We start from the raw sequence: 25,522 nt of genomic DNA, 5'->3' as shown, positions 1-25,522 counted from the left end.
AGCGCCGTAGCGGATTTGAAAGGAATCTCTATCTCAACTTATCCAGTTAGACTTTCACTTGGTCTTTCAATGACCGTCTCAATATTTTACCAGTCGTGTTTTTCGGCAATTCATCTAAAAACTCGATTTGTTTCGGTACCTTGTATTTCGCCAAACGAGTCGCACAGTATGCGATTAGTGCTTCTTTGTCCTCTTTGACACCCTCTTTTAAGACAACAAATGCATGGACTGCTTCGCCGAAATCTAGATCAGGCAAGCCAATGACTGCCGCTTCGACGATATCACGATGAGTAAATAATACTTCTTCAACTTCACGCGGATAGACATTATAGCCCCCGACGATAACAAGGTCTTTTTTACGGTCAACGATGTAGAAGTAGCCATTTTCATCGCGTTTGGCCATATCCCCCGTGTACAACCAGCCATCCCGAATAGCGGACTCTGTTTCTTCAGGCATTTTATAATAGCCTTTCATGACATTCGGTCCACGTACGACTAATTCGCCGACTTCCCCGACTGGTACTTCATTGCCCAATTCATCAACGACTTTATTTTCGACATTGATGATATTCGTCCCGATTGAACCAGGGATACGCTCACGATCAGTCGGATTGAAGCATGTTACAGGTGATGCTTCAGAAAGACCATATCCTTCCGAAATCTGTACATTGAATTTCTCTTCGAAATTATGCAGCAATGCAACCGGCAGTGATGATCCACCTGAAATAGTTCTCCGAACAGTTTTGAAATCGCTCGGATCAGCGTCTGGGAACTGGTATAAGAAATTGTACATTGTCGGTACCGCCGCGAAAATAGTCGCCTGCTGTTCCTTGACGACTTTGAATACCTCTGCTGGACTGAAGCGCGGTACCAGTAAAATCGTTGCACCTTTCACTAGTGGCGCATTGACAACAACTGTAAGCGCGAAGACATGGAAGACTGGCAGCGTCGCTACAACGCGGTCATTTTCCGTGAAATCCAGGTAATCCGCCACATCGCGCGCATTTGAATACAGATTGCCATGTGTCAGCATCGCACCTTTTGGCTGTCCTGTCGTGCCTGATGTATACAGAATGATAGCGGTTTCATTTTCCTCAACAGCAACGGGTTCCTGATTAGGTCTTCCTGTAGCAATAAGTTGTGTAAATGAACGAACTTTCGACCTCACGGCAGCTGGAAGTGCGGCGATTTTCTCTGGTGTTTCTGGAACGGTTTCGCAAATCACATAGTGCTCAACAGTCGGAAATGCACCCGCCGCCTGCTCAACTAGTGGTAGCAGAAGGTCCAGCGCGATAACAGCCAACGCATCACTGTTATGTATGATGTACGAAATTTCGTCTGGCGTGTAAATTGGATTAACCGGAATTGCTGTTGCACCAATACGCATTGTTGCATAAAGCGATACCAGAAAATGTGGTGTATTGCCTAGCAGAAATGCGACGTGATCCCCTTTGCCAACGCCTAGATCTTGCAGTGCAGATGCGAACATGGATACCGATTGATCGAATTCTGCATATGATGTATCTTTCCCCATAAAGTGATACGCCGCTTTTTCAGGCTGTGTCATTGCAATTTCGTGTACTCGCGTAACTAAATTCATACGTTCATCCCCTTTTGATTAAATGAATGATCATTCACCGTTCACCATAATCATTATATAAGAAAAGTTCTGAAAAATCAATAGACTAGTAAAGTACATGAAGTACTTGTAAGTAAAGTGTGAAAGTTTCCATTTCTACTTGTTCGTTTTCGGCTCGCTTTGGACAAAATAATCACGACAACTTTACAGAGGGTTACGTGTGGCCACCATACGATTAACGAATAAAACTGCTTAGGGATGCGACAAAGTCGTATCCCTAAGCAGTCATTTACTGGTTTGGTTAATCAACACACGAGGTACACGAACAGAGTAAAGCATCAGAAACATCACACCGATGCTTTAATATGCGCAAGATAGCGCCAGCGTATCAAATAGAAATAGAAGATCTGCATCAGCGTAAATCCGGCAAGAACGAGGACTAGTTCTTTTACAATCGAAATTTCCGCAAGTGCATCCCAAATTACTTGTAAAGACAGAAATGCGAACGAACTATGGACAAATGCAACTCCCCATGGGAAGAAAAATTGCGGGATTAATTGGCGGTTGACAATTTTCTTGAACTCACGATCCGTGATACCCATGCGCCGCAGGACGTCGAACTGTTTACGATCACTTTCAAGTGATGTATAGAGTCTGAAGTAAATGAAACTTCCTGCCGCCAGGAAAAATACAGCTGCCAGTAGTAAGCCAATGAACAATAACAGTGAAAATGTCGTGCGGATGACCGAATAATTCAAGCCCGGATTTTCAAATGAATACGGTAAATCACTAGATCCCCCGGCAAGAAATGATTCCGCAACCTTAGCATCGATGGATAAGCCGATTTCCTTTGTTTTTTGCCAATCGGGCACATTGAATGCGTAGTAGGAAAATGACTTCCCCCTCTGAGTGAATCCTTTTTCGAAGACCAACTCATAATCTGCATCATTCAAAACGATAGCGTTTGATGCAATCGAATACGCTGAAAATAAATGATAGGGATACGCCCCATCTATCGTAACGTGGATGTTACTTTCTTGGAGTAGCGTTTTCACGCTACGATTCTTCAGCTGGTCATAGGATGAAGCAGAAGGTGGTAGGAAAACGGCTTGGCCTTTTTTCATGTCAATCGCTTGATAACCAAATGACTGAGCAAGCATATTCACATTGGATAGCTTCAGTATCGCAACGGTGTTTTCCGTAAACGTCGAAGTCTGTTCCAACACCTGGAACCGGACAAGTGAATAATCAATCTGCTCCGCATTCAATTCATCAACAAGCTGCGCGATATGCTTCCTTTCCTGTGCATTCTCTGACTTACTTTTATAAATGAGACCCAGCGGATGCATTTCATGGTACTGGGAAGCAAACGAAGTAAGCGATGCAAGTATGCCAACCGACATGAACGCTACAGTGGACACAATTGTCACAATGAAAAACATACGCGCATTTTCACGAAGCCGAACGACACCTTCGGAAATCGATAGTAACCAAAAATGATGCCAATAGTACTTTTTCCGTTTGCGAAGCTTATGCAACAGAAACGGTAAGGAATCCATGAAAAAATAATAAGTCCCTACCGTTGCAAGCGGTGGCAGGAAAAAGATTAGGCCAATAACAACTGAATTCGTTGTCGACGCCGCCATTGCATATGACAAAGCAAGGAAAAGTAATCCAAGATAGCCACGTGTTTTTGAATAGCCGTATGCGCCCCGATTTCCCGCATCTCCTAGTATAAGATCAGCCACTTCTCCGGTCCGAATGAACACTGGCGCGACATATGAAATAATGATAAATAAGCTTAGAAAAGCCCCAATCGTCAATGCAAAGGGCTCCCATGAAAAATAGAGTGGCAATGCTGGCAAAAGAACGATTTCCCGAATAATCATGAAAAAGAATTTCGAAAACATAAATCCGAGAATAGTCCCCGCCACAATAGATGCAACCCCGATGATCATTGTCTCAATGAAAATAAGGCGTTTCAATTGTCGCTTTGCCATCCCTAAATGCAGCAAGATGCCAAATTCCTTCGATCTTGCCTGAAGAAATGCCCGCATCGAATAAAACAGGAAAAACACAGTGAAAATATATAAAATAATTTCTGCGATAACCATACCCATGAAGGCAATTTCTTGAACAAACCGATTTTCTATGGATGGATGAAACAACAACATGGAGTAAAGGAAAAATACCATAACTGAGAAAACACTAGCCATGAAAAATGCAGTGTAAACACGCCTATTTCGAATGACATTACGGTAAGCGAACTGACGAAAGGTCATTAACATTCCCCCCGAGAAGAGACAAGACGTTCAAAATACGTTGGAAAAATGTTTGACGTCTTTCATCTTTATAGATTTCATTGAAAAATTCGCCGTCCTTGATGAATAGCACGCGGTCACAATAACTGGCGGCAATCGGATCATGCGTCACCATAACGACAGTTGTTTTTTCGTTTTTATTAATATGACTTAGCAATTCCAGCACATCTTTCGCAGACTTCGAATCGAGATTCCCAGTTGGTTCATCAGCGAGAATAATTTTGGGTTTATGAATAAGTGCCCGCCCAATCGCCGTTCGCTGTGCTTGTCCCCCTGAAAGTTCATCGGGTCTGCGGTTCAGTATGCCAGTCAAATCAAGACGTGCTGCGGTTTCCGCAATGCGTATTTCCATTTCAGGTACAGATAAGCCATCAAGGGTCAGTGGCAAAACAAGATTCTCCTCTACCGTCAGCATTTGAAGCAAGTTAATATCTTGAAAAACGAAGCCGAGATTGCGTCGTCGAAATAGTGCCAGATCGTTTTGCTTGAGCGCTTCTGGCTCAATTCCATTTATCATCAGGCGTCCATATGTCGGTAATGTAATCGTTGAAATCAAGTTCAGCAAAGTAGTTTTTCCGCTTCCGGAAGGCCCCATTACCGCGACAAACTCACCTTCCTCCACTTCAAAGTCGAGACGATTCAAAGCCCGGTGCATCACTTTTCCTTCATAAATCTTTGTCACTTCCGTCAGTTCCACGATTGTGTTCCGTTTCACCCGTCTCACCAGCCTCTCCATTTTCAAAAAGTACGCTCACCGTTGTCCCCATTCCTTTTTCAGACTCAATTGATAGTGGATGACCTAACCGAGTGCACACTTCTGACGCTATATAAAGTCCCATTCCTGTTGATTCCCCAGTCAGTCGGCCATTTTCACCAGTGAAGAAAGCTTTGGTAACTCGCTTCAGATCCGAAGATGCAATGCCGATTCCTTCATCGCGAATTGTCAATTTGAGTCCATGCCCTGTACAAGTCGCAGTTAAATGGACTTTCTTCCCTTCATCGAATGTATATTTCACCGAATTAGTAATAAACTGCCCGATGACGATTTTCATCCACTTCACATCTGTGGCAACAAGAAAGTTGTCATCGATTGAAATAACCGGAAATACGCCATTGGTAATGAACAGCCGCTTATGTTCCGTCACGATTTCTTGTACGAGTTTTTTCAAACCAATGCGCTCGATTTGCATATCTTGTTCAAACGTTTCGAGCCGTGCATTGACAAGAACCGAATCAAGCCCACGCCGTATTTTCTCTACCTCTTCAGTGATACTTTCACGGTCGAGGTCATCTTTTTCCTGCAGTAAAAGTCTCATAACGGAAATTGGAGTTTTCATCTGATGGACCCACTGATTCATGAAGTGGAGTTGGCGATGTTGAGCTGCATACAATCGCTGCACTTCATTTTGATACAACCGGTATAATTCACGTGTAAACTCAGTCGTTTGCCGATGCTCTGGTGCTTGTGCAAATCGGATAAGTGCATCTTCCATCTTTCTTGGCTTACGCGTGATAGCGTCGTAAAATGAACGCCTCATAATAAATTTCCCCAGTAAATAGCCGCTGGTCAACAACATGCTCATACTGATTGAATAGACAGCTGTGTTAAAATTGCGGAAACCATCCAACCAATACAGCAGCATAATGAACAATATAAGAATTAGTTGAAAAACGAGGAAAGATAGATGTTCTCTTAGAAAAAGGCTAAGCTTTTTCATGATTCTCCCGGCGCCAATAAAAACCGATAACCCGCGCCACGCACGGTTTCGATCGAAGATTTAATGTCATAATCAGCAAGCTTCTTACGCACCCTCGTCATATTAACGTTTAATGTATTTTCATCGACAAATGACTGATCATCCCATAGTTCTTCAAGCAGTTTTTCCCGCGACACAATTTTCGGCGCCGCGTCTATCAACAACTCAAGGATGACACATTCTTTTTTCTGGAGGGGTACACTTTTTTCACGGATATGCAGTTCCATCCGTTCGATATATAAATGAAGTGCACCGATTTTCACGGTCCGCTCTGATTGGTTCGGAGCGTATTCGCCAAACGTTCTACGTAAATGGCTCCTTATCTTAGCAAGGACGATTTCATAATGGAATGGTTTCGTGATGAAATCATCTCCACCATTTTCTAGCGCAAATACTTGGTCCATGTCACCAGAACGCGCAGAAATAAATAGTATATGACACGTTGTATGTTGGCGAAGCTGACGGCACCAATAATAGCCGTCATAAGAAGGTAAATTGATATCAAGCAAAATAAGATGCGGATTAAATGCGAGGCTTTCCTCGGTAACTCGGTCGAAATCTTCAACGATTGCAACGTCATATTGGTATTTCCGAAGCGTGTCTGCTAACAGTTGTGCGATTTTCTTATCGTCTTCAACTATGAATATACGATGGTTTTCCATAGGTCAATCCCCTTTCACACTTCCCTTTAGTATAGCGTAAAAATGGGTGCGGCGGTTGGAAGGTTTTTGGAAGTATTGTTTGTTTCAACAAAAAAAGCCCGACATATAGTCAGACTTCTAATCACGTCTGTAGATTAACCATTTTATTACATGAGTTAAATGGAATGAAAGCAAGAGATAACCTATTTCACTTGTATCTTTTCGGTTCGCTTTGGACATAATGGTCACGTCAACTTTACCGGGTATTAAATGCGGCTGAAAGTGACTCCGTCACTTCCAGCCGCATTCTTTTCGGTAATCCTGTTGTGACTATCTGTCCGTCGCGTCCCTACAATGTTCAAGTGAAAAATGCTACTACTTTAAGAAATGATAGAATTACTACCTTTCCATAGGGGTTGCAAGTGCCCGAAGATGAAATTTCGGGCACTCTATCACTTTTAATAAAGTCTTCCTTGCCAATTTCTGCAAAGATTATATAAGTAACAGTGTGACGCTATATAGAAAGTGACACTGCCTTAAATCCGAAAAGGAAATGCTATTAAGAAGGAGTTAGTAGTATTTTACTGGTTACTTTGGTTTGGTTATTCAACACATGTGGCTTCTAATCCCATCAATAAATCAATTGAAGGAACTCTTCTTTCGTAATGCCGCCCAGGTACGTTGGAATATCAATCGATGCAAGTGCGTCGCTAATTGCCTGTCTTTCATACTGGACGCCTTTCAAGCTTTCCTCGATAACTGCCACTTCCCCGACACCGAAAAAGTCTCCGAAAATGTGGATGTCTTCCATAATTCCTTTTTTCACTTGGATATGAACATCAATGCCGCCAACTGGGAATCTGTGCGTGTGCTGCATATTGAACTTCGGTGATTTACCGTAGTTCCAATTCCAGTTGCCATACCGCTCCGCAGATAGCTCATGAATGTTTGTCCAATCTTCATCCGTCAACTCTAGATACTGAATTTTTTCTTCCCCACCAAAAATCGACTTCAGAATTTCCATTCGGAACTGTTCAATTGTCATTGGGTCATTCAGGAATTCGGAAATATTCGCAACACGACTACGGATTGATTTAATGCCTTTTGACTCAATTTTATCTTTACGTACTTTTAGTGCCGAAACTACTCGCTCGATTTCAGTATCAAACATCAGCGTTCCATGGCTGAACATACGGCCATTCGTTGAAAACTGTGCGTTACCAGAAACTTTACGCCCTTCAACGAGAATGTCATTGCGTCCTAGTAACTCTGCTTTGACGCCCATTTCTGCCAGCGCCTGAACGACAGGCTCTGTCACTTTTTTAAAGTTGCGGAACGATTCGCCATCGTCTTTTGTTAGGAAACTGTAATTCAAGTTACCTAAATCATGGTAGACCGCGCCCCCGCCGGACAGACGTCGAACAACATGAATGCCGTTTGCTTCCACATATTCTGTATCAATCTCTTCAATCGTGTTCTGATTTTTACCGATGATGATAGAAGGTTCGTTGATATAGAACAGCAAAAATGAATCTTTGTCGATATCCATATTCTTGAGGACATATTCCTCTATAGCCAAGTTGATATGTGGATCTGTAATTCCTTTATTATCAATGAAATACATGATTATCGCTCCTCATTAATAGCTTCCCACCTATTTTATCATTTTTAAGAAGAGAAGACCTCACTTCTCAACTTTCAGAATAAATCATTAAATGTATTGACATCTAACACCCTGTTATAATACACTACTGATAACAGATTTAGTTGTAGTACAAATTAGGAAGGGGAGAATGAAAATATGATTAAGAATGTCATCGAGTTTTTCAAAAATCTACCTGCTAAAATTTGTACATCATGCGGGAATGAAATCGACGAGCAACATGAATGCTATGGTAACAAATGCGACAACTGCAACATCTTGTGATTTTTTTTACAAACTCTGTACTATTACACATATATAAATTCATCCAAAACTAATACAATCGAAAAGGGGAAATTAGCTATGATTGAAAATGTCATTGAATTTTTTAAAAACCTGCCCGCTAAAGTTTGTGCGTCGTGTGGCAATGAAATCGAAGAACAACATGAGTGTTACGGCAATAAATGCGATGCCTGCAATATCGTATAACTATTTGCATATACTGTACTATCACAACGATAATAATTGACTTAGTACTAACACAAACAGGGAAGGGGAGAATAAGATATGCTTGAAAATGTCCTTGAGTTTTTCAAAAATTTACCTGCTAAAATTTGTACGGTATGCGGGAAAGAAATCGAAGAGCAGCATGAATGCTACGGCAATAAATGCGACGATTGCAATATCCTATGAAGAACAAAAGCGCAAGCGCCTGATCAGAGGCGACAGGCATAAGACGGGCTGGCGAAGCGGCGGTCTTTGCCGCACAGCCGGACCGACTTATGACCCGAGCCTCTAGGCGCTGGAGTCTAGACGTGAAATAGCTTCTTTTGGAGGTTATCCACAGTACGAGATTTTATAATTTCCAAAACAACAAAAACAGCCGCGGAGATAAACTCCTGCGGCTGTTTTTATCATTTCAATCAATTTCGCCTCGGCGTAATTGCGTCCAAATTTTGAATTACGCTTGCGTAATTAACTCCTTTCAAAATTTGTGACATCCGCCGGAGGCATAACTTGAATCAGCAGGAACTTCTGCTGATTCAAGTTAAAATAAATCTTCCAATACTTCTTTCACTGCCGCTCTCCCCTGATCAATACAATCGGGTAATCCGACACCATTATAAGATGCACCGGCGAGTTTTACTTGTGGGAACTTCGACTCGAGTTCCGCGCGGGCTGCTGCAATCCGCTGTTTGTGACCAACCCGGTATTGCGGCCGGTCTTTTTTAAAACGGGTAATAACCGTGAAATCTGGTTGCCCTGTTATATCCATGACTTTGCTGAGGTCTGCAAGAACAATTTTCTCAATTTCGGCATCGGGTAAGTCAACAATTGCTTCATCGCCTACGCGACCTACGAAAGCACGGATGAGCACTTTTCCATCCGGCGTTGTCGTTGGCCATTTTCGGTGCGTCCACGTGCACGCAGTTATCGAGTAATCGCTGCTTCTCGAGACAAGAAAACCTGTTCCTTCTTTGACCTGTACAACATATTCTTCCGGAAAAGCAAGTGCCACTGTTGCAACAGAAGTTGTCGGTATTTCTCTTAAGTCTTGCAATAATCCGTGTGGGGCGAACAAGCGACCCGCCATCTCATGCCCAGTTGTGAGTATAACTGCATCGGCTTCGATTTTACGGCCGTCATTCATTTCAAGTATCGTCTTTTCACCGGCCATTCCTGGCGCCTCGATTGCATCAATCCGGACACCTTTCATAACGGAACCTGGTTCAAGTTGTTGCTCAATTGCTTCAACAACTGTTTCAAGCCCGTTACGGAACGTGTGGAAAACGCCTTCTTTCTTAGCGCCGTGTCCGTCTTTCTGTGGTACTAGTTTCGGTGTCGTTTTTTTCATCCCAAGAATCAGGCTTCGGTGTTTCTTTTCCACTGCGTAGAATTGTGGGAATGTCGACTCCAAACTCATATGGTCAATATCACCTGCGTAAACGCCTGATAACAGCGGTTCAATCAGGTTCTCAACAACTTCCCCGCCAAAACGTCTGCGGAAAAACCCACCGAGTGACTGATCCCCCTTGATGTTTGAGCGCGGGAGGACAAAATCGCCTGCCGCACGCAATTTTCCAGCCAACGAAAACAGTCCCGTTTTCAGGAATGGACCAATTTCCGTTGGGATACCCATGACAGAACCGCCTGGAATCGGATGCAACTCGCCGCCGACAAGTACATATGCCTGCCCTGTCGCGTTTTTTTCAAGTTCTCCTTCGATTCCAAGGTCTTCCGCAAGAATTCCCATGCTTTTTTTCCGTATGAGAAATGAATCCGGACCACGCTCAATAATAAAACCGTTACGCCGGACTGTCTGGATTTTGCCCCCAAGTCGATTTGATGCCTCGACAAGGATGACGTCTAGAGGTAAACCTTTTTCACGCGCTTCCTTCTGCATATAAAATGCCGCGGAGAGGCCCGTTATCCCTCCGCCGACAATAACGACTTTCTTGTTTTGTCCGTTCATGTCCATCATCACTTTCTTTCAACCATATTAAGCTTCTTTCACTTTTTCAAATACAGCGTCCACCATCGCATCTACGAATAGCGGATCGATGTTCGGCATTGCCGGACGGTAGTAGGATGCGCCGATTTCATCACACACAACTTTGCACTCATAATCATTGTCAAATAACACTTCAAGATGATCGGAAACGAATCCGACTGGTGTATAGACAAATGTCTTATAGCCTTTGTCGTTATGCAAGTCGCGTGTCAAATCCTGAACATCGGGACCAAGCCATGGTTCAGGTGTTTGCCCTGCACTTTGCCAGCCTAGTTCATAGTTTTTTACGCCAGCAGCTGTTGCAATCAATTCAGCTGTTTCTTTCAACTGGTCTGGATATGGATCGCCACTCGCGATGATTTTTTCCGGCAATGAATGCGCTGAAACAATCAGACACGCTGTCGCTCTCTCTTCTTCGCTCATACTAGCGAATGTACCGCGTACTTTATCCGTCCAGTATTCAATAAACTTCGGCTGTTTGTACCAGCTTTCCACAGAAGTAACTGAGATACCATGCTTCTCCGCTTCTTCTTTTGCCCGTCCGTTATACGACTTAACAGAAAACGTTGAGAAATGCGGTGCAAGTACAATTGAGACTGCTTCTGTAATACCATCTTGATGCATTTTTTCTACTGCCTCTTCGATGAATGGCGTAATATGTTTTAATCCGATATAGACGTTGAATTCGATGTCGTCCTGCACTTCATTCAGACGGTTGCACAGTGCATTTGCCTGGTCTTCAGTTATTCTCGCAAGTGGAGAAATTCCGCCAATCGCCTCGTAGCGATTACGAAGGTCTTCCAATTGTTCGGGTGCTGGCGGACGACCGCGGCGGATATGCGTGTAATACGATTCAATATCCTCTTCCTTATTCGGAGTCCCGTAGGCCATCACTAAAAGTCCCATTTGTTTCTTTGTCATAACATTCACCTCTTTGTTTGGATCAGCACGTTATTTACGCAGCTGTGCACTATACTCATGTATAAATTCAGTTAGTTTTTTCAATGTTGCTGGTTTCACATCAGGGAACACGCCATGTCCAAGGTTAAAGATGTGATTGCCATGCTCTACACCTTGCTCGATGATTACTTTCGCACGCTCTTTGATAATGCTCCAATCTGCAAGTAGCAATGCCGGGTCAAGATTCCCTTGCAACGGCTTCGTTAGACCGCGTTCTCCTGCTTCCTTGATAGACAAGCGCCAGTCAAGACCAACAACGTCTACAGGCAAGTCATGCCATTCGTTTGCCAAGTGGCTTGCGCCGACACCGAATGTGATTAGTGGAACGTTCAATTTACGCAGTTCTTTGAAAATACGTGTCATAACTGGTTTGATGAAAATTCGGTAATCAGATACATTTAATGCCCCTACCCACGAATCAAAGATTTGAATTGCTTTCGCACCCGCATTAACTTGTGCAGTAATATACGTAATCGTCATATCTGCAAGTTTGTCCATTAGTGCGAACCATGCTTCCGGCTCAGATACCATGAATGATTTAGTCAAGTTGTAGCTTTTCGAAGGACCGCCTTCAATCATATAGCTCGCCAATGTGAAAGGCGCTCCCGCAAAACCGATAAGTGGAACATTTAATTGTTCCTTCGTCAGAATTTTAATCGTTTCAAGAACGAAAGGGATATCATCTTGTGGTGATAAATCGCCAAGATTATAGACATCTTGAACTGTACGGATTGGATTGGAGATAACTGGACCAATGCCTGCTTTTATTTTCACATCAATACCAATTCCCGGTAATGGTGTAACGATGTCTTTGTAAAGAATTGCCGCATCTACGTTGTATTGATCGACGGGAAGTTTTGTAACATATGCACAAAGTTCAGGCTGGTGCGTAATTTCTTCAAGCGAGTATTTCTCCTTGATTTTCAGGTATTCCGGTTGTGAACGTCCTGCCTGCCTCATGTACCAAGCCGGTGTATGATCAATTTTCTCGCCTCTTGCAGCGCGTAGAAGTGTATCGTTGAATTTTGTCATTTAGTCTATTCCCACTTTCTTAATTAACTATTTCCGTGTTACATATCCGTACTCAATATAGACGTTTCCCCTTGTAAAGTATAGCTTTTAGCCCCGTTATTCATACAATTGTGCTAACTCCTTACTATTTCCGCCATCATTTTGTCAAAGTTTGTTTTAAGTTCTCAAATAGGGGAAACTAGATAGATAAGAACTAATAGGAGGTTTTTTGAAAATGAATATTTATATGACATCAGGCACACCCGAATTTATGGAAAATTTAAAAGATAAATATGCGACAGAAGGTTTGATTGCTATGCATGGTCAGGGTAATTCTCTCTTATTACATGAAACAACAGGCAAAACTGTATTCCAAACACCACGCCGTTACGAAGTCATTAGCTCCTCAGGGACACTTCAAGATAACGGTTATTTCGTTTTCAACAATATTCCTGTCACAGATGAAGGACGTCCTGTTTTCGAGCATCGCTTTTCAGAACGCGCGGGTGCAATTGAATCTGAACTCGGATTTATAGCATTTCGTTTGCTCCGTCCACTCGGTTCAGACACGTATATCGTCCTGACAGAATGGTCTGAAAGCACCTATTATACAAGATGGAAAAACTCATCTTCTTTCGATAATGCTCACTCCTCAAATCGCGCAGACGCAGGCATCGACAATACGCTGCATATTTTCTCGAGTGCTCCTTATATAACGACTTATACGACTAGAGATAAAAAGTGAAACGCGCGACCCGAACTATGGGTTGCGTTTTATTGTTCCCTATCGAATGTTTGCTATAATAGAAGTAGCAACATTCAAATTAGTTAATTTTTAGGAGGAACAGTCCATTGAAAGAACAATTGTATGAAAAGCTCGATAGCGCTTACGAGGACATGGTTGTTATTCGCCGCCATCTTCACATGAATCCTGAATTATCTTTTAAGGAAGAAAAAACCGCGCAATACATACATGATTTTTACGCTGATCTTGGAGTGGAAGTGCGTAAAGGAGTTGGCGGCAACGGTGTCGTTGCACGGGTTAAAGGTGGAAGGCCTGGTAAGACGGTTGCACTGCGTGCCGATTTCGATGCGCTGCCGATTCAAGATGAAAAGGATGTAGCGTATAAATCGACTGTCCCTGGCGTCATGCACGCTTGTGGTCACGATGGACACACCGCTACGCTACTTCAGCTCGCAAAAGCCATTCATGAATTGCATGAAGACCTTGCCGGCGAATATGTCTTCATCCACCAACATGCAGAAGAATTTGCTCCAGGCGGTGCAATTTCCATGATTGAAGACGGTTGCCTTGACGGGGTCGATGTCATTTTTGGAACGCATCTATGGTCTTTGACATCTTTAGGTACAATCGAATATTTGGCCGGCCCTGTTATGGCAGCGGCAGACCGTTTTGACATCACGATTCAAGGAGCCGGCGGTCACGGTGCGGCACCGCATCAAACGAAAGACGCCATCGTTATTGGCGCACAGCTCGTCATGAATTTACAGCAACTTGTTTCCCGTCGCGTCAATCCAATCGACTCTGCTGTGTTATCTATCGGTTCATTCGTTGCACAAAACGCATTCAATGTCATCGCCGATTCAGCAAAACTAGGTGGTACGGTTCGGACATTCAACCCTGACATTCGCCATTTGATGGAACGCGAAATGAAACGCGTTATCGACGGAACTGCACTTGCAAATGACTGTACAATCGATTTTGAATACGTACGCGGCTATCCAGCCGTTGTCAATCATGAAGCTGAAACAGAATTTCTTAAGACTGTTGCGGAAGGTATTCTAGGCGTCGACGCAGTTGTAGAATCTACACCACAAATGGGTGGCGAAGATTTTGCCTACTACTTGGAAAAAGTACCGGGTACATTTTTCTTCACGGGGGCAAAACCTGAAAATCCCTATCCACACCATCACCCAAAATTCGACATCGATGAAAATGCAATGCTTCTCGCCGCGAAAACACTCGGCGCTGCAGCTATCGATTTCCAAAACTCATAAAATGAAGGCCTTCTCTCTTAAATTCTCAGAGTAGAAGGCCTTTTTGTGTACCGTTTATACGTAACCCTGCCCACTTGGAAAAACGACTAATTTCATACAGCCAACTAGCATATTAAGTGTGAAAATTGCATCATTAGACAAAATAGTACAAATAGTTTAATTAAATGATTGCTTTTTCAATTTTCTAATTTATACTAGGACTTATGCAACAATAATAACTATAAAGGGGTGCAGTTAATTGGATAAAAAGGGACGGATAGGAAGTTATATTGTTTCTTTCGATACATTTTTGTTACTACCTGTTGTCAAAGGAAATAAAATATCAACGCGCGTTATCGAGCGAAACGGTGAATTGAACGTCCCACGAAAACCCATTCATATCGTTAAAAAGTCTTGCAGTTATTATGGCGGCTCTTTACAAAATTCGACGAATACAGCAAAACTAGCAATTGGGAAACGCCATAAAACGCCTATAATTATAGCTCATGATTTCGGAGTACCTTATATCTTTCTACCCACAATGTCACCAAATTCCGAACAGAATTCCTGGGTTTCATACAGTGCAATTGATAATATAGAGCCAGATAATCTAGGCTGCATTCTCTACTTAGAAAATGGCCTTTCCTTCAAGTTCGATATTTCGGCTACAACAATGTTTCGACAATTCGCAGTCGCTACTCTTCTCGAAAAAAACTTTTTGAAAAAACAAAGACAGTTGAACAGGCCATCCAATTTCGACTTTCCCGATGAGGATTGACTTAACTTTCGATCACGGCGAAGTAAATATTTAACAGTTCCTCCGTCCGATTTCGTAGGCGCACGTTCAAATAACGTCTGTGGTCCTTATAATCCCCGTGTACGAAAACATACTCGGTGAAGGTAGCGTCTGTCTTGTTACGTATAACTTTCATATTATGACGACGTAAGTAGATGGTGGTTTCCCTAAGCTCGGCACGTGCGGCCCTTGTTGCTTCATCAACAAGTTTGACATAAGGTCCTTTCAGTTTGAATGGACCTTTTTCAAATGAATCCCGATCTTTTTCCAATATTATAAGGAGCATCGGCAAATAAATCATATTTTCAAAATGCGGCAATGCCTCTGCGGGTATTAAAAGCATTTTAACCGTCCCTTCCTTCTAAACAGAACATTAGTTCCTATACTTATTGTATGCCCATACCATCGAAAAAACAACCTTATAATTTTTGGAAGTTTGATGTATATTAGGTAATCTGTACGACAGCCTCGACAAATTCATGAAATGCTAGTACCAATTCGGAAAAAACACAAAAATAAAAAGACCCTTAGCTGAGAAGCCAAGAGTCTTACATCTATTTATTATTTTGCCTTATCTTCAATTTGATGCACGGATGCCAATCTCCACTCGCCATCTTCTTTCGCGAAAACGGTCACCTGTCTGCCTTTCGGGTTTGTTTCGAGTCCGTTTGACAGTAGTTTCATCGCTGTTTTTACATTCGCAAATACATGGGTTTCGTCCTCACTGTATTTTACGATTGTCACATCGGAAGCTTGAAGATTGACATCATAAGTGCTGAACACTTCCTCCATATAGGAACGCTCCTCTGCCTTATCAAAGCTTTCAGTACTGTCCGATAGCATGTCGATATAGCTATCAATATCTTTTTTATTGAATGTCTCTATATAATTCTTAAAAGCAGCTAAAATTCGCTCTTTCTCTTCAACTGGAACACCAGACGCTTCTTCTATTGCTCCTCCCTCCAAGCTAAAGCCTACTTTTTTGTCATCCACGCCATGATCAATTGCGCCGTTTTTATTCGCAGCCTCGCCATCATCGACCGAGCCGCTACCATTCAATTTCTCTGCATCGCTACTACATGCGCCAAGGAGCAGAAGAATCGACATACTTATAGGAACAAACAACTTTTTCATCTTTTTTCCTCCTGAATAGGTAAAAAGGCCGCTCCAACTGGATGGCCTTTTTACTTTTTTTCAACAAAGTCAAATTTACTTTACTTCGACCCAACCATTTTTTATAGCAGTTACAACTGCTTGTGTCCGGTCATTTACAGCCATTTTTTGCAAAATACTTGAGACGTGGTTTTTAACCGTCTTTTCGGAAATGAATAGCGTTTCTCCAATTGTCCGGTTGCTTTGCCCATCCGTCAACAGTTGTAGTACTTCACACTCACGTTTTGTCAACAAGTGGAATGGTCGACGGATATCATTTTGCTGGAATGATCCCTTATGTTCCCGTTCACTCAATCTGCGGAATTCAGTAACAAGGTTATGTGTCACTTTCGGATGAAGATAAGAACCGCCCATCTCAACGACCTTAATCGCTTGAACGATTGCATCTGCATCCATCTCTTTCAGCATATAGCCAAGTGCACCCGTTTTCAGTGCATGCGATACATACGACTCGTCATCATGAATCGACAACATAATTACCTTCGCATCAGGAAACTCTTTGACAAGATTCTCAGTCGCATCGACACCATTCATACGCGGCATATTAATATCCATAAGAACAACATCGGGTTCGCACTGTCTATACAGTTCATTTACTTCACTACCGTCATCACCTTCTGCAACAACTTCAAAAGAATCTTCAAAATCAAGGATTCTCTTTACCCCTTCACGGAATAATTGGTGATCATCTACAATTAAAATTTTCGTAACACTCATAGTCATTTCCTCCCCATCTATCTAGCCGTCAATTATTTCATTCCGAAGCGGAATCCGGAAATGGATCATCGTACCGTTGCCAGGCGTTGAAGCAATTGTCATATCGCCTTTTAATAAATCAATTCGTTCCCGCATCCCAATCAAACCAAACGACTTATCTTTCACTTCACTTTGGTGGAATCCTTGTCCATTATCTTTAATGATAATATTCATTATATCGCGAAGCCATTCAGTTTTCACCCAAATGTCCTTCGATTTTCCATGTTTCAGTGCATTTGATACAGATTCTTGTACAAGTCTGAAGACCGATACCTCAAAGTTGGTTTGAAAACGTTGCTCTTGTCCACTATTTTGAAAGTGAATTTCAACACCTTTTTCATATTCTTCAATTGTCGACAAATACTTTCTCAATGTCGGAATCAGGCCGAGATCGTCAAGCGCCATAGGACGAAGATCATAAATGATACGCCGGACTTCATAAAGCGCATTCCTCACCATCACTTTTAGATCTGCTAGTTCATCCAATGCAGGTGTAGGACCTTTTTCTACAAAAATCTTTTCAATCAATCCAGTACGGATCATCACATTCGCCAACATTTGCGCAGGCCCATCATGAATGTCACGGGAAAGTCTTTTGCGCTCCTCTTCCTGTGCCTGAATAATTCTGATGCTGAAATCCTGCTTGTGTCTTGCATTTTCAAGTGCTTCCCCAACATTTTTCAAATCAGATGTCAAATAATTAATAACGGTCGCCACTTGATTAACAAGCTGATCCGCCCTTTCAATTGTATCAAGTAGCGCTGCGAGGCGTCTGTCTAAATCGTCCCGACGAACACGCAACTGTTTCTCCTCCATCTGGTTAACGGATAACCGGACATGTAAATCATTCGCAACTTCGTAGGCCTGTCTCACTTGTTCCTCTGAGTAATTCATGAAGTTCTTCGAGACGTCTGCGAGGCGTTTGCGTGAATGGCCAGTCATATTTTCCAAATAGTCACCTTCGGTTATTGCCCGGGAAATATCAATTTTGACCGTTGCAAGCTCTTTTTTCATATCATCGAAGCTTTGACGGCTTTGTTCACTTATAATAAAGATATCGTTCTTTGAGTGATCCATAGCACGGACCATACTATTGAAGATTGTTTCAAGCGTTTGGATATCAACTATATTTTCCTTCAATTTAAGTTCCCTCCCGCCTACAGCCTGAAAAATTACATATATACTTAAGTAAGGAGTGTTACAGGAACACTGATTTCTCGTAACACTTCATTACAGTATAGCATCATAGTACCAAATGAATATTAAGATTGTATTACAAGTGATGGGGGTGCCGCAAATGCGAGCAAATTATTATACAGTTAAAGAGTACGGAGAAAGTGAATTGATCATCCAAAAGTCACGGTTTATCACCTACGTGTTGCGTGCAGAAACAGAAGTTGAGGCTCTTGAGTTCATTCAAGAAATCAAGAAAAAGCATCATAATGCCAACCACAACTGTTCTGCCTATATGATTGGTGAGCACGATACTATCCAAAAAGCGAATGATGATGGTGAACCAACGGGTACAGCTGGCGTGCCAATGCTCGAGGTCTTGAAAAAGCAAGGGTTGAAAGATACAGTCGTCGTTGTGACGCGCTATTTTGGGGGTATCAAACTCGGGAGCGGTGGATTAATCCGTGCATATGGCCGCGCGACGTCTGAGGGCATTACAGCCACAGGCACTGTCGAAAGAAAACTACATCATTTGATGAAAATAACAATTGATTATACATGGCTGGGAAAAGTCGAAAACGAGATAAGGCAGTCCGCTTATCCACTAAAGGAAATTTCCTATGCAGACGGCGTCAACTTATTCGTATACGTTCCAGTGGCAGAAGCGAATGTTTTCACTGCTTGGATGGCTGAACTGACGAATGGACAGGCGGGAATTGTGTCGACTTCTAGCGAATTTCTCGAGTTCGACAACTAACTAAATAAATAGTATAATAGAAAATATAGTGGGAATTTGTGTCATGAATCCTTGTGATTCATTCTACTCTTTGGCGAAGTTTGTAAATTATATGATCAACTATGAAAAAACTTACATAGTCGATTCTGGAGGAACTAAAAAATGAAAAGAAAAGACTATAAAAAAAGGAACAAATCGTCCGGAAAACGCTTAGCCATAAAAGTTGCGCTTGTTCTTACGCTGTCCCTATTTCTTGTTGTAGCGGCATACGCTGCTTCACTACAGAAAAGAGCAGAAAGTATGGCGGTTAGCGCATATGAAGCCGTCCCTGATCGGCCAGTATCTGAAATACGCGAAGTAAAAGTCGAGCCAGCAAACGACAATGTTTCAATCCTATTCATCGGTGTCGACGATAGTGAAGCGCGCAACCAAGGGGATAGCAACAGCCGGTCTGATGCACTTCTATTTGCTACATTGAATCCGGCGAATAAATCTGTGAAACTAGTTAGTATTCCGCGTGATTCATACGCTTATATTCCAGAAGTCGGGTACAGTGATAAAATCACCCACGCTCATGCATTCGGCGGAACCCGTGCAACAATCGAAACAGTTGAAGAATTGTTCGAGATGCCAGTCGACTACTATGTGAAGATGAATTTCAATGCATTCATTGATGTTGTTGATGCAATTGATGGAATAGACGTTGAGGTTCCATACAACCGAACAGAAAAAGACGAAAATGATAAATATACGATTCATCTTGAAAAAGGTCTGCAACATCTTGATGGCAAACATGCCCTCGCGCTTGCACGGACGCGTAAACTCGATACCGACGTCGAACGCGGAAAACGTCAGCAAATGATTTTGCAAGCAATCATGAAAGAAGCCGTTTCAGTGAAATCAGTAACGAAGTACGGTGATGTTATTGACGCAGTTGGCGACAACATGAAAACCGACATGACGTTCGACGAGATGAAATCGTTCTTGGAATATGTAAAAGGCGGTATGCCACAAGTCGATACACTCAGTTTGAAAGGTTACGATGATACGTCTACAGGTACTTATTACTGGAAACTCGATAAAAACTATTTAGCTGAAGTAAAGAACATATTACAAGCACATCTCGGTCTTATCCCGGACTCGTCCAGTCTGACTGACAGTGGTTCGACCATAACTGGTTCAACAGAAGAAGCTTTGGAAGATAGTGTTACTAACTGATACCGAAAGAACCAGGCTAACGATAGCTGGTTCTTTTTTCTTGCCACACATAGTTCAATAAAAAATGGCCATGCTACCTTAATGAAAAGGTGCATGGCCATTTTTTCTTGTTGTCTAGTGTTCAAACAGCTGTGTTACTTCCCAATCATCCGCACAAGATTTAACAACGGCCGATAGTTTGTACCGGCAAGACCAATTACTTCCACTACTAGTTCAATTGCGATAAGCATGACGACAATGAGCAAGATTGCTCCCCATACTGTCGCTTGCGAGAACAGTACAGCTGCAACTCCAAACAGAATTGCAAGCCCATAAATGATCAAGACTGTCTGCCTATGTGAAAAACCGCTACGAAGTAAGCAATGGTGTAAATGTGATTTATCCGGTGCCATAATAGGCTGTTTCGTGCGTATACGGCGAACAATTGCGAAGAACGTATCAGAAATTGGGATTCCCAATATTATAATTGGGATAATTAGTGATACGACAGTAATGTTCTTGAATCCTAATAATGCAAGGACCGAAATCATAAAGCCCAGGAACAAGGATCCGGTGTCGCCCATAAAGATTTTTGCCGGATGGAAGTTGTAAAACAGAAAGCCCAGTGAGCTTGCCGCAAGAATCGAAGCTGTTGCAACAACGAATACATTTCCCATTATCAACGCCATAACAGCAATTGTAATGAGTGCAATCGTCGAAACACCTGCTGCAAGTCCATCCAAACCATCTATAAGATTTATTGCATTTGTAATACCGATGATCCAAATAATTGTAATTGGAATACTTAAGTAACCAAAATCGAATACCCCTATAAATGGTAAATTAATAACTTCAATGTGTAAACCGCCCCATACGACAACGACGACAGCCGCAGCCAATTGACCAGCAAGTTTTGCTTTCGCGGTAATTTCAAGCATATCATCAAGAAAGCCCATAACGATGATGATAACAGCACCGAAAAGTATTCCAATAGCGTGTTCGTCTTTCGGTAGTAATACCGCATAGCCGATTAGAAAAGCCCCAAATATCGCAAGACCGCCAATTCGCGGCATAACAGACGCATGCACTTTCCGGTAATTCGGTTTATCGACCGCTCCAATCCGGAATGCCAATTTAATGACGAGTGGAGTAAGTAAGATGGAAGCTAGTAATGCAGCAGCCATTGCAAGGAATAACATGTCCTTCCTCCCTATAGTAAATCGCTAATTTATCATACCAACAGTATCATAGCATATTTAAACAAGTAAAGCACTTTACTAGAAAACTCTATTCCAATTATTATTGTTTCTTCGGTGCTTAGGGCATTATAAATTATCGTGCTGTCGATCCCCTTCGAAAAGGGGTGTTTCACATCTAGATTCCAGCTCCTAGTGTCTAGAATACCCTCAGGAAGTGGAGCACTTATGTTGTATTCATTTGTAGTAGAAGCTTTCGCTTTTGTTTATCTTATCTTCCCCTTCCACTCCCCTCGCTATCCCTCGACCTTCTCTATCCTTATCTATGTAGATTTCTAGCTCAAGGTAGTCATTTTCCATTCTTTTTGGTAAAATGGGGACGGGTCTTTTATAAGGGATCGGAAAAAAGGAGCGTTCATCCAATGCTATCACTATTCAAACGTTCAAATCAGACGAACGAGAGACAACTTCGAAAATATCGAAAGATTGTCCTTCAAATAAATAAATTAGAAGCTACATACGAACCAATGTCAGACGAACGGCTAACAAGTATGACTGATATATTTAAGGAGAGAATCCAATCTGGAGAAAAGATCCAATCTATTATTCCAGATGCTTTTGCTGTTGTTCGTGAAGCATCCAAGCGAATCCTTGGCATGCGACATTTCGATGTTCAGCTTATTGGTGGCCTTGTTTTGACAGAAGGAAACATTGCTGAAATGCCGACAGGAGAAGGTAAAACGCTAGTCGCTTCACTGCCTTCGTATGTACGCGCTCTCGAAGGAAAAGGTGTCCACGTTATTACTGTGAACGACTATCTTGCGAAGCGTGACTATGAACAAATTGGTCAAATCCATCGTTTCCTTGGCCTTACAGTCGGGTTGAATGTACCGATGATGCAAGGTCCCGCAAAACAAGCTGCTTACAATGCGGATATTACCTACGGTGTGGGGACTGAATTTGGTTTCGACTATTTGCGTGATAATATGGCGCTTCAAGTGGAGCAAAAAGTTCAACGCCCCTACCATTTCGCAATTATCGATGAAGTTGACAGTATTCTTGTTGATGAAGCAAAAACGCCATTAATCGTTGCTGGTAAAATGCAAGCGGATGCAGATCTTCATCACATTTCTGCACGTCTCGCAAAACGTTTCAAAGAAGGGGTCGATTTCGACTTTGATGATGAAACAAAAGCGACTTCCCTTACCGATACTGGAATCGGGAAAGTAGAAAAAGCATTCGGCATCGACAATTTATATGAATTGGAGCACCAAACGCTTTATCATTATATGATTCAATCATTACGTGCACATGTCATCTTCGAACGTGATGTTGACTACATCATAAAAGAAGAGAAAATTGAACTCGTTGATATGTTCACGGGTCGAATCATGGAAGGACGCACACTTTCCGATGGTTTACACCAGGCGATTGAAGCAAAAGAAGGACTACCAATCACTGAGGAAAATAAAGCGCAAGCACAAATTACAATCCAAAACTACTTCCGTATGTATAAAGAATTGTGCGGAATGACTGGTACGGCTAAAACACAGGAGAATGAATTCCGCGAAGTGTACGGTATGGAAGTTATCCAAATTCCAACAAATCGTCCGCGTGCACGTATCGATTCACCTGACCAAGTATACAAAACGATTGACCAAAAATATAAGGCGATGGCGAAAGAAGTCGCTAAGCGTCATAAAACAGGACAACCCGTCCTTGTTGGCACAACATCCATTTTACAATCTGAAAAAGTAGTGGCGTATTTAGATGAATACAAACTTACTTACAACTTATTGAACGCTAAAAGTGTCGAACAGGAAGTTGATCTTATTTCCCTTGCAGGACAACTCGGTCAAATTACAGTCGCGACAAACATGGCTGGACGTGGAACTGATATCGTGCTAGGTGAAAAGGTTGAAGAAATTGGTGGCCTTTTCGTACTTGGAACAGAAAAGCACGAAAGCCGTCGTATTGACAACCAGCTACGCGGACGTTCTGGAAGACAAGGTGACCATGGTGAGAGTCACTTCTTCCTCTCACTCGAAGATGATATGTTCAAGCGATTTGCTAAAGATGAGCTTGAAAAGTTCCTCAAAAAAGTAACGACGAATGAAGACGGTCTTGTGCAGAATCCCGAAGTGGATGAACTGACAGAACGGACACAGCGCATTGTAGAGGGCGCCCACTATTCAATGCGCGAATACAACTTAAAACTCGACGACGTCATCAATGACCAGCGTGAAGTCATCTATACACTTCGTAATACCGTCCTGGACCGCGAAGGTATCCTTGAACAATTAAAATCGATGCTTTCCGAGACAGTAGAATTTGTCGTTTTCGATAGTTGTCCGGATGAAGAAACTGCAAACAATTGGGATTTCGATCGAATCGAACGCACAATGAACAGCCTGTTATTGGAACCTGTCGCAATTCCGCCGACGCTTGAAAAGACGGCGGACATTCTAAAACTATATGATGCTCCACTTAATGACTTACTTAGCTTCATAGATTCATTCGTAGACAACGAACAGGTCAATCAGCTGATTCCACAGGTGATGTTGTCCCATATTGACGCGATGTGGGTCAAGCACTTGGAAGTTATGACACGCTTAAAAGAAGGTATTGGACTCCGTTCATATGGACAAGAGGACCCAATGCGGATCTACCAACGTGAAGGACTCGAGTTGTTCGGGCGACATTATCAAAAATTACGCCGCAGCATCGCATCTGAAGTTATTAGCTTTATGAAACTGATTACACAACAACAGGAGGCACAACAATGAAACTTTTCCCTTTTTTCAAGAAAACCGAAAAGACAGGATCAGAGAGTACAATCGGTTCCGAAGAAATAATTGACGGTGTAAACGCATCGGCAAATACGGATGAGGTCGAAACTACGCTCTCCCTTCACCCGGAATGGAATGTTCCACAGGAGCAGGAGTACGTTTTCCGCTTCCTTTCGAATGAGCTAGAACCACTTAAACCGAACCAAATCTCCCTTTCAGGTATTGATATCGACGTTGAACCTGCTAATGGTAGTTGGCTCGTTAAAGCATTTCTCCGTTCTTCACTAGACCAACAGATTTCAGTTGGATCAGTCGAACTGATGCTGCTTGATGAGGAAGGAAAAACACTTGCTTCCGATGAATTCGACTTGAAAGAGCTCGGCGATATTCCGGCACGCAGCGCAAGACCTTGGGTATTCGTCTTCACAAAAGACAATATCTTTGTAGAACAACCACCTACTGAAAACTGGAAACTTGCATTTAACGTCCAATCGATGGTGCCACACAAACTAGAATTAGAGCAAACATGGGAAGACGGTTTAACAGAAGAACAAAAGGATGGACTGACAAAAGTTGTCGAAGGACTTCCGAAATTGAAACCGCGTGAAGTAAACATTAGTGGATTCCAGGTAAAACAGCAGGATGATGGCGGTATCGCAGCATCTGTATTTATCCGTAATGGTCACTCGAAACAAATCAATATCGAGAAGCTTCCACTAGAACTACTTGATGCATCTGGCGATCTAGTTGCTAGCGGTTCATTCGCCCTTGATTCACTTTCTGTGAAAGCCAACACCTCAAAACCATGGACGTTCATCTATCCAAAAGAATTGATTCAAAAAGATGAGCCAGACTTATCTCGTTGGACAGTTCGTGTACCACAACAAAACGCGTAATAAGAAAAGCGCAAGGCGCCTTCTAGACGCGACAGGCATAAGTCGATCCAGCGACGTGGCGCTCTTTGCCACATAGCTGGATTGCTTATGACCCGAGCGGCTGGCGCCTGGAGTCTAGACAATATTCTAAGTCAAAAAAACTTATACTTCCTTATCTTATAACAAAAGCGGAAGCGCCTGTTCAGCCCCGAAATGCGCTGGAAGGCAGAGGAAGGCAGCCTAAGTTCGCGACGTCCTGTCGCAACAGCTGCATGACCTGCATCCTGCCGGCCCAAGCGGTGTTCTTTTCCGCACAGCCGGACTGACTTATTAAGGAACACAGCCAAAGTACGCCGCGTCCTGCGGCAATGTCTGCGTGACCCACATCCCGTGAGCCTCCGAGCACCTAG

The 25,522-nt window shown here is 42.6% G+C and carries 24 protein-coding genes; 10 read left to right on the top strand and 14 right to left on the bottom strand.

Translation table 11 applies throughout. The annotated features are described in order from the left end of the window. Positions 1 to 46: 46 nt before the first annotated feature. The 6 genes from H2672_RS03505 to lplA form a co-directional block, all read right to left on the bottom strand. Entirely contained in the window at positions 47 to 1,600 is a 1,554-nt protein-coding gene (locus tag H2672_RS03505; protein ID WP_186669008.1) for a fatty acid--CoA ligase family protein, read from the bottom strand. A 326-nt stretch (positions 1,601 to 1,926) separates the two neighbouring features. Further along, the gene (locus H2672_RS03500; RefSeq protein WP_186669006.1) at positions 1,927 to 3,861 is read right to left on the bottom strand and encodes an FtsX-like permease family protein; all 1,935 of its coding nucleotides are present in this window, start codon (positions 3,859 to 3,861) and stop codon (positions 1,927 to 1,929) included. After that, positions 3,833 to 4,555, bottom strand: coding sequence for an ABC transporter ATP-binding protein (locus H2672_RS03495; protein ID WP_255485314.1), 723 nt, complete (start codon positions 4,553 to 4,555; stop codon positions 3,833 to 3,835). Before H2672_RS03495 ends, H2672_RS03500 begins: the two co-directional genes overlap by 29 nt. Positions 4,556 to 4,565: 10 nt before the next feature. Next, positions 4,566 to 5,438, bottom strand: coding sequence for a sensor histidine kinase (locus H2672_RS03490; RefSeq protein ID WP_370569590.1), 873 nt, complete (start codon positions 5,436 to 5,438; stop codon positions 4,566 to 4,568). A 176-nt stretch (positions 5,439 to 5,614) separates the two neighbouring features. Beyond that, a complete protein-coding gene (locus tag H2672_RS03485; RefSeq protein WP_186669002.1) occupies positions 5,615 to 6,319 on the bottom strand; it encodes a response regulator transcription factor in 705 nt (234 codons plus the stop codon). A 610-nt stretch (positions 6,320 to 6,929) separates the two neighbouring features. Then, entirely contained in the window at positions 6,930 to 7,922 is a 993-nt protein-coding gene (gene lplA, locus H2672_RS03480) for a lipoate--protein ligase (RefSeq protein ID WP_186669000.1), read from the bottom strand. A 177-nt stretch (positions 7,923 to 8,099) separates the two neighbouring features. Between lplA and yhfH (H2672_RS03475) the strand changes: the two genes are divergently transcribed. The 3 genes from yhfH (H2672_RS03475) (at position 8,100) to yhfH (H2672_RS03465) (ending at position 8,633) form a co-directional block, all read left to right on the top strand. Continuing rightward, on the top strand, positions 8,100 to 8,225 hold the full coding sequence (gene yhfH / locus H2672_RS03475) for a protein YhfH (protein WP_186668998.1): 126 nt from the start codon (positions 8,100 to 8,102) through the stop codon (positions 8,223 to 8,225). Between the two features lie 78 nt (positions 8,226 to 8,303). After that, positions 8,304 to 8,429, top strand: coding sequence for a protein YhfH (yhfH, locus tag H2672_RS03470; RefSeq protein ID WP_186668996.1), 126 nt, complete (start codon positions 8,304 to 8,306; stop codon positions 8,427 to 8,429). 78 nt (positions 8,430 to 8,507) lie between these two features. Next, the gene (gene yhfH, locus H2672_RS03465) at positions 8,508 to 8,633 is read left to right on the top strand and encodes a protein YhfH (RefSeq protein WP_186668993.1); all 126 of its coding nucleotides are present in this window, start codon (positions 8,508 to 8,510) and stop codon (positions 8,631 to 8,633) included. Positions 8,634 to 8,988: 355 nt separating this feature from the next. Here yhfH (H2672_RS03465) and hemY read toward each other — a convergent pair whose 3' ends face one another. From hemY to hemE, 3 genes are read right to left on the bottom strand one after another with little or no spacing between them, the layout of a single operon-like run. Then, a complete protein-coding gene (hemY, locus tag H2672_RS03460; RefSeq protein WP_186668991.1) occupies positions 8,989 to 10,413 on the bottom strand; it encodes a protoporphyrinogen oxidase in 1,425 nt (474 codons plus the stop codon). Positions 10,414 to 10,440: 27 nt separating this feature from the next. Continuing rightward, a complete protein-coding gene (gene hemH / locus H2672_RS03455) occupies positions 10,441 to 11,373 on the bottom strand; it encodes a ferrochelatase (RefSeq protein ID WP_186668989.1) in 933 nt (310 codons plus the stop codon). A gap of 30 nt (positions 11,374 to 11,403) precedes the next feature. Continuing rightward, entirely contained in the window at positions 11,404 to 12,444 is a 1,041-nt protein-coding gene (gene hemE, locus H2672_RS03450; RefSeq protein ID WP_186668987.1) for a uroporphyrinogen decarboxylase, read from the bottom strand. Between the two features lie 214 nt (positions 12,445 to 12,658). Between hemE and H2672_RS03445 the strand changes: the two genes are divergently transcribed. The 3 genes from H2672_RS03445 to H2672_RS03435 all read left to right on the top strand — a co-directional run bounded on the left by H2672_RS03445 (position 12,659) and on the right by H2672_RS03435 (position 15,199). After that, on the top strand, positions 12,659 to 13,168 hold the full coding sequence (locus tag H2672_RS03445) for an antibiotic biosynthesis monooxygenase family protein (RefSeq protein ID WP_186668985.1): 510 nt from the start codon (positions 12,659 to 12,661) through the stop codon (positions 13,166 to 13,168). Positions 13,169 to 13,275: 107 nt separating this feature from the next. Then, positions 13,276 to 14,442 (top strand): M20 metallopeptidase family protein, encoded by a 1,167-nt coding sequence (locus H2672_RS03440; RefSeq protein ID WP_304626067.1) that lies wholly within the window; start codon positions 13,276 to 13,278, stop codon positions 14,440 to 14,442. A gap of 238 nt (positions 14,443 to 14,680) precedes the next feature. Beyond that, positions 14,681 to 15,199, top strand: a complete 519-nt coding sequence (locus H2672_RS03435; RefSeq protein ID WP_186668983.1) for a competence protein ComK — start codon at positions 14,681 to 14,683, stop codon at positions 15,197 to 15,199. Position 15,200: 1 nt separating this feature from the next. Here H2672_RS03435 and H2672_RS03430 read toward each other — a convergent pair whose 3' ends face one another. From H2672_RS03430 to H2672_RS03415, 4 genes are all read right to left on the bottom strand, one after another. After that, positions 15,201 to 15,560, bottom strand: a complete 360-nt coding sequence (locus tag H2672_RS03430; RefSeq protein ID WP_186668981.1) for a YhjD family protein — start codon at positions 15,558 to 15,560, stop codon at positions 15,201 to 15,203. Between the two features lie 218 nt (positions 15,561 to 15,778). Further along, positions 15,779 to 16,351: a nuclear transport factor 2 family protein gene (locus H2672_RS03425; RefSeq protein WP_186668979.1), complete on the bottom strand. Its 573-nt coding sequence runs from the start codon at positions 16,349 to 16,351 to the stop codon at positions 15,779 to 15,781. 75 nt (positions 16,352 to 16,426) lie between these two features. Beyond that, positions 16,427 to 17,107 carry a response regulator gene (locus H2672_RS03420; protein ID WP_186668977.1) on the bottom strand — a complete coding sequence of 227 codons (681 nt, stop codon included), beginning with the start codon at positions 17,105 to 17,107 and terminating at the stop codon, positions 16,427 to 16,429. A gap of 21 nt (positions 17,108 to 17,128) precedes the next feature. Further along, entirely contained in the window at positions 17,129 to 18,286 is a 1,158-nt protein-coding gene (locus tag H2672_RS03415) for a sensor histidine kinase (protein WP_186668975.1), read from the bottom strand. A gap of 157 nt (positions 18,287 to 18,443) precedes the next feature. Between H2672_RS03415 and H2672_RS03410 the strand changes: the two genes are divergently transcribed. Both H2672_RS03410 and H2672_RS03405 read left to right on the top strand, forming a co-directional pair. After that, on the top strand, positions 18,444 to 19,076 hold the full coding sequence (locus H2672_RS03410; protein WP_186668973.1) for a YigZ family protein: 633 nt from the start codon (positions 18,444 to 18,446) through the stop codon (positions 19,074 to 19,076). Between the two features lie 141 nt (positions 19,077 to 19,217). After that, positions 19,218 to 20,273 (top strand): LCP family protein, encoded by a 1,056-nt coding sequence (locus tag H2672_RS03405; protein WP_186668971.1) that lies wholly within the window; start codon positions 19,218 to 19,220, stop codon positions 20,271 to 20,273. A 134-nt stretch (positions 20,274 to 20,407) separates the two neighbouring features. Here the strand turns inward: H2672_RS03405 and H2672_RS03400 are convergent, their stop codons facing one another. Beyond that, entirely contained in the window at positions 20,408 to 21,451 is a 1,044-nt protein-coding gene (locus H2672_RS03400; protein WP_186668969.1) for a glycosyltransferase family 4 protein, read from the bottom strand. A 419-nt stretch (positions 21,452 to 21,870) separates the two neighbouring features. Between H2672_RS03400 and secA2 the strand changes: the two genes are divergently transcribed. Next, positions 21,871 to 24,234 (top strand): accessory Sec system translocase SecA2, encoded by a 2,364-nt coding sequence (secA2, locus tag H2672_RS03395; protein ID WP_186668967.1) that lies wholly within the window; start codon positions 21,871 to 21,873, stop codon positions 24,232 to 24,234. After that, the gene (locus H2672_RS03390) at positions 24,231 to 25,133 is read left to right on the top strand and encodes an accessory Sec system S-layer assembly protein (RefSeq protein ID WP_186668965.1); all 903 of its coding nucleotides are present in this window, start codon (positions 24,231 to 24,233) and stop codon (positions 25,131 to 25,133) included. Before secA2 ends, H2672_RS03390 begins: the two co-directional genes overlap by 4 nt. The last annotated feature ends 389 nt before the right edge of the window (positions 25,134 to 25,522 follow it).

Source organism: Sporosarcina sp. BP05, from assembly GCF_014282005.1.
Classification (GTDB): domain Bacteria; phylum Bacillota; class Bacilli; order Bacillales_A; family Planococcaceae; genus Sporosarcina.
The sequence above is the reverse complement of the archived record's forward strand: the minus strand, read 5'-3'. Positions and strand labels throughout refer to the sequence as shown.

Excerpts from the sequence above, each read along its gene's own strand:
- H2672_RS03505 (WP_186669008.1), bottom strand. The coding sequence starts at position 1,600 with ATGAATTTAGTTACGCGAGTACACGAAATTGCAATGACACAGCCTGAA.
- H2672_RS03500 (WP_186669006.1), bottom strand. The coding sequence starts at position 3,861 with ATGACCTTTCGTCAGTTCGCTTACCGTAATGTCATTCGAAATAGGCGT.
- H2672_RS03495 (WP_255485314.1), bottom strand. The coding sequence starts at position 4,555 with ATGCACCGGGCTTTGAATCGTCTCGACTTTGAAGTGGAGGAAGGTGAG.
- H2672_RS03490 (WP_370569590.1), bottom strand. The coding sequence starts at position 5,438 with ATGAGGCGTTCATTTTACGACGCTATCACGCGTAAGCCAAGAAAGATG.
- H2672_RS03485 (WP_186669002.1), bottom strand. The coding sequence starts at position 6,319 with ATGGAAAACCATCGTATATTCATAGTTGAAGACGATAAGAAAATCGCA.
- lplA (WP_186669000.1), bottom strand. The coding sequence starts at position 7,922 with ATGTATTTCATTGATAATAAAGGAATTACAGATCCACATATCAACTTG.
- yhfH (WP_186668998.1), top strand. The coding sequence starts at position 8,100 with ATGATTAAGAATGTCATCGAGTTTTTCAAAAATCTACCTGCTAAAATT.
- yhfH (WP_186668996.1), top strand. The coding sequence starts at position 8,304 with ATGATTGAAAATGTCATTGAATTTTTTAAAAACCTGCCCGCTAAAGTT.
- yhfH (WP_186668993.1), top strand. The coding sequence starts at position 8,508 with ATGCTTGAAAATGTCCTTGAGTTTTTCAAAAATTTACCTGCTAAAATT.
- hemY (WP_186668991.1), bottom strand. The coding sequence starts at position 10,413 with ATGAACGGACAAAACAAGAAAGTCGTTATTGTCGGCGGAGGGATAACG.
- hemH (WP_186668989.1), bottom strand. The coding sequence starts at position 11,373 with ATGACAAAGAAACAAATGGGACTTTTAGTGATGGCCTACGGGACTCCG.
- hemE (WP_186668987.1), bottom strand. The coding sequence starts at position 12,444 with ATGACAAAATTCAACGATACACTTCTACGCGCTGCAAGAGGCGAGAAA.
- H2672_RS03445 (WP_186668985.1), top strand. The coding sequence starts at position 12,659 with ATGAATATTTATATGACATCAGGCACACCCGAATTTATGGAAAATTTA.
- H2672_RS03430 (WP_186668981.1), bottom strand. The coding sequence starts at position 15,560 with ATGCTTTTAATACCCGCAGAGGCATTGCCGCATTTTGAAAATATGATT.
- H2672_RS03425 (WP_186668979.1), bottom strand. The coding sequence starts at position 16,351 with ATGAAAAAGTTGTTTGTTCCTATAAGTATGTCGATTCTTCTGCTCCTT.
- H2672_RS03420 (WP_186668977.1), bottom strand. The coding sequence starts at position 17,107 with ATGAGTGTTACGAAAATTTTAATTGTAGATGATCACCAATTATTCCGT.
- H2672_RS03410 (WP_186668973.1), top strand. The coding sequence starts at position 18,444 with ATGCGAGCAAATTATTATACAGTTAAAGAGTACGGAGAAAGTGAATTG.
- H2672_RS03405 (WP_186668971.1), top strand. The coding sequence starts at position 19,218 with ATGAAAAGAAAAGACTATAAAAAAAGGAACAAATCGTCCGGAAAACGC.
- H2672_RS03400 (WP_186668969.1), bottom strand. The coding sequence starts at position 21,451 with ATGTTATTCCTTGCAATGGCTGCTGCATTACTAGCTTCCATCTTACTT.
- secA2 (WP_186668967.1), top strand. The coding sequence starts at position 21,871 with ATGCTATCACTATTCAAACGTTCAAATCAGACGAACGAGAGACAACTT.
- H2672_RS03390 (WP_186668965.1), top strand. The coding sequence starts at position 24,231 with ATGAAACTTTTCCCTTTTTTCAAGAAAACCGAAAAGACAGGATCAGAG.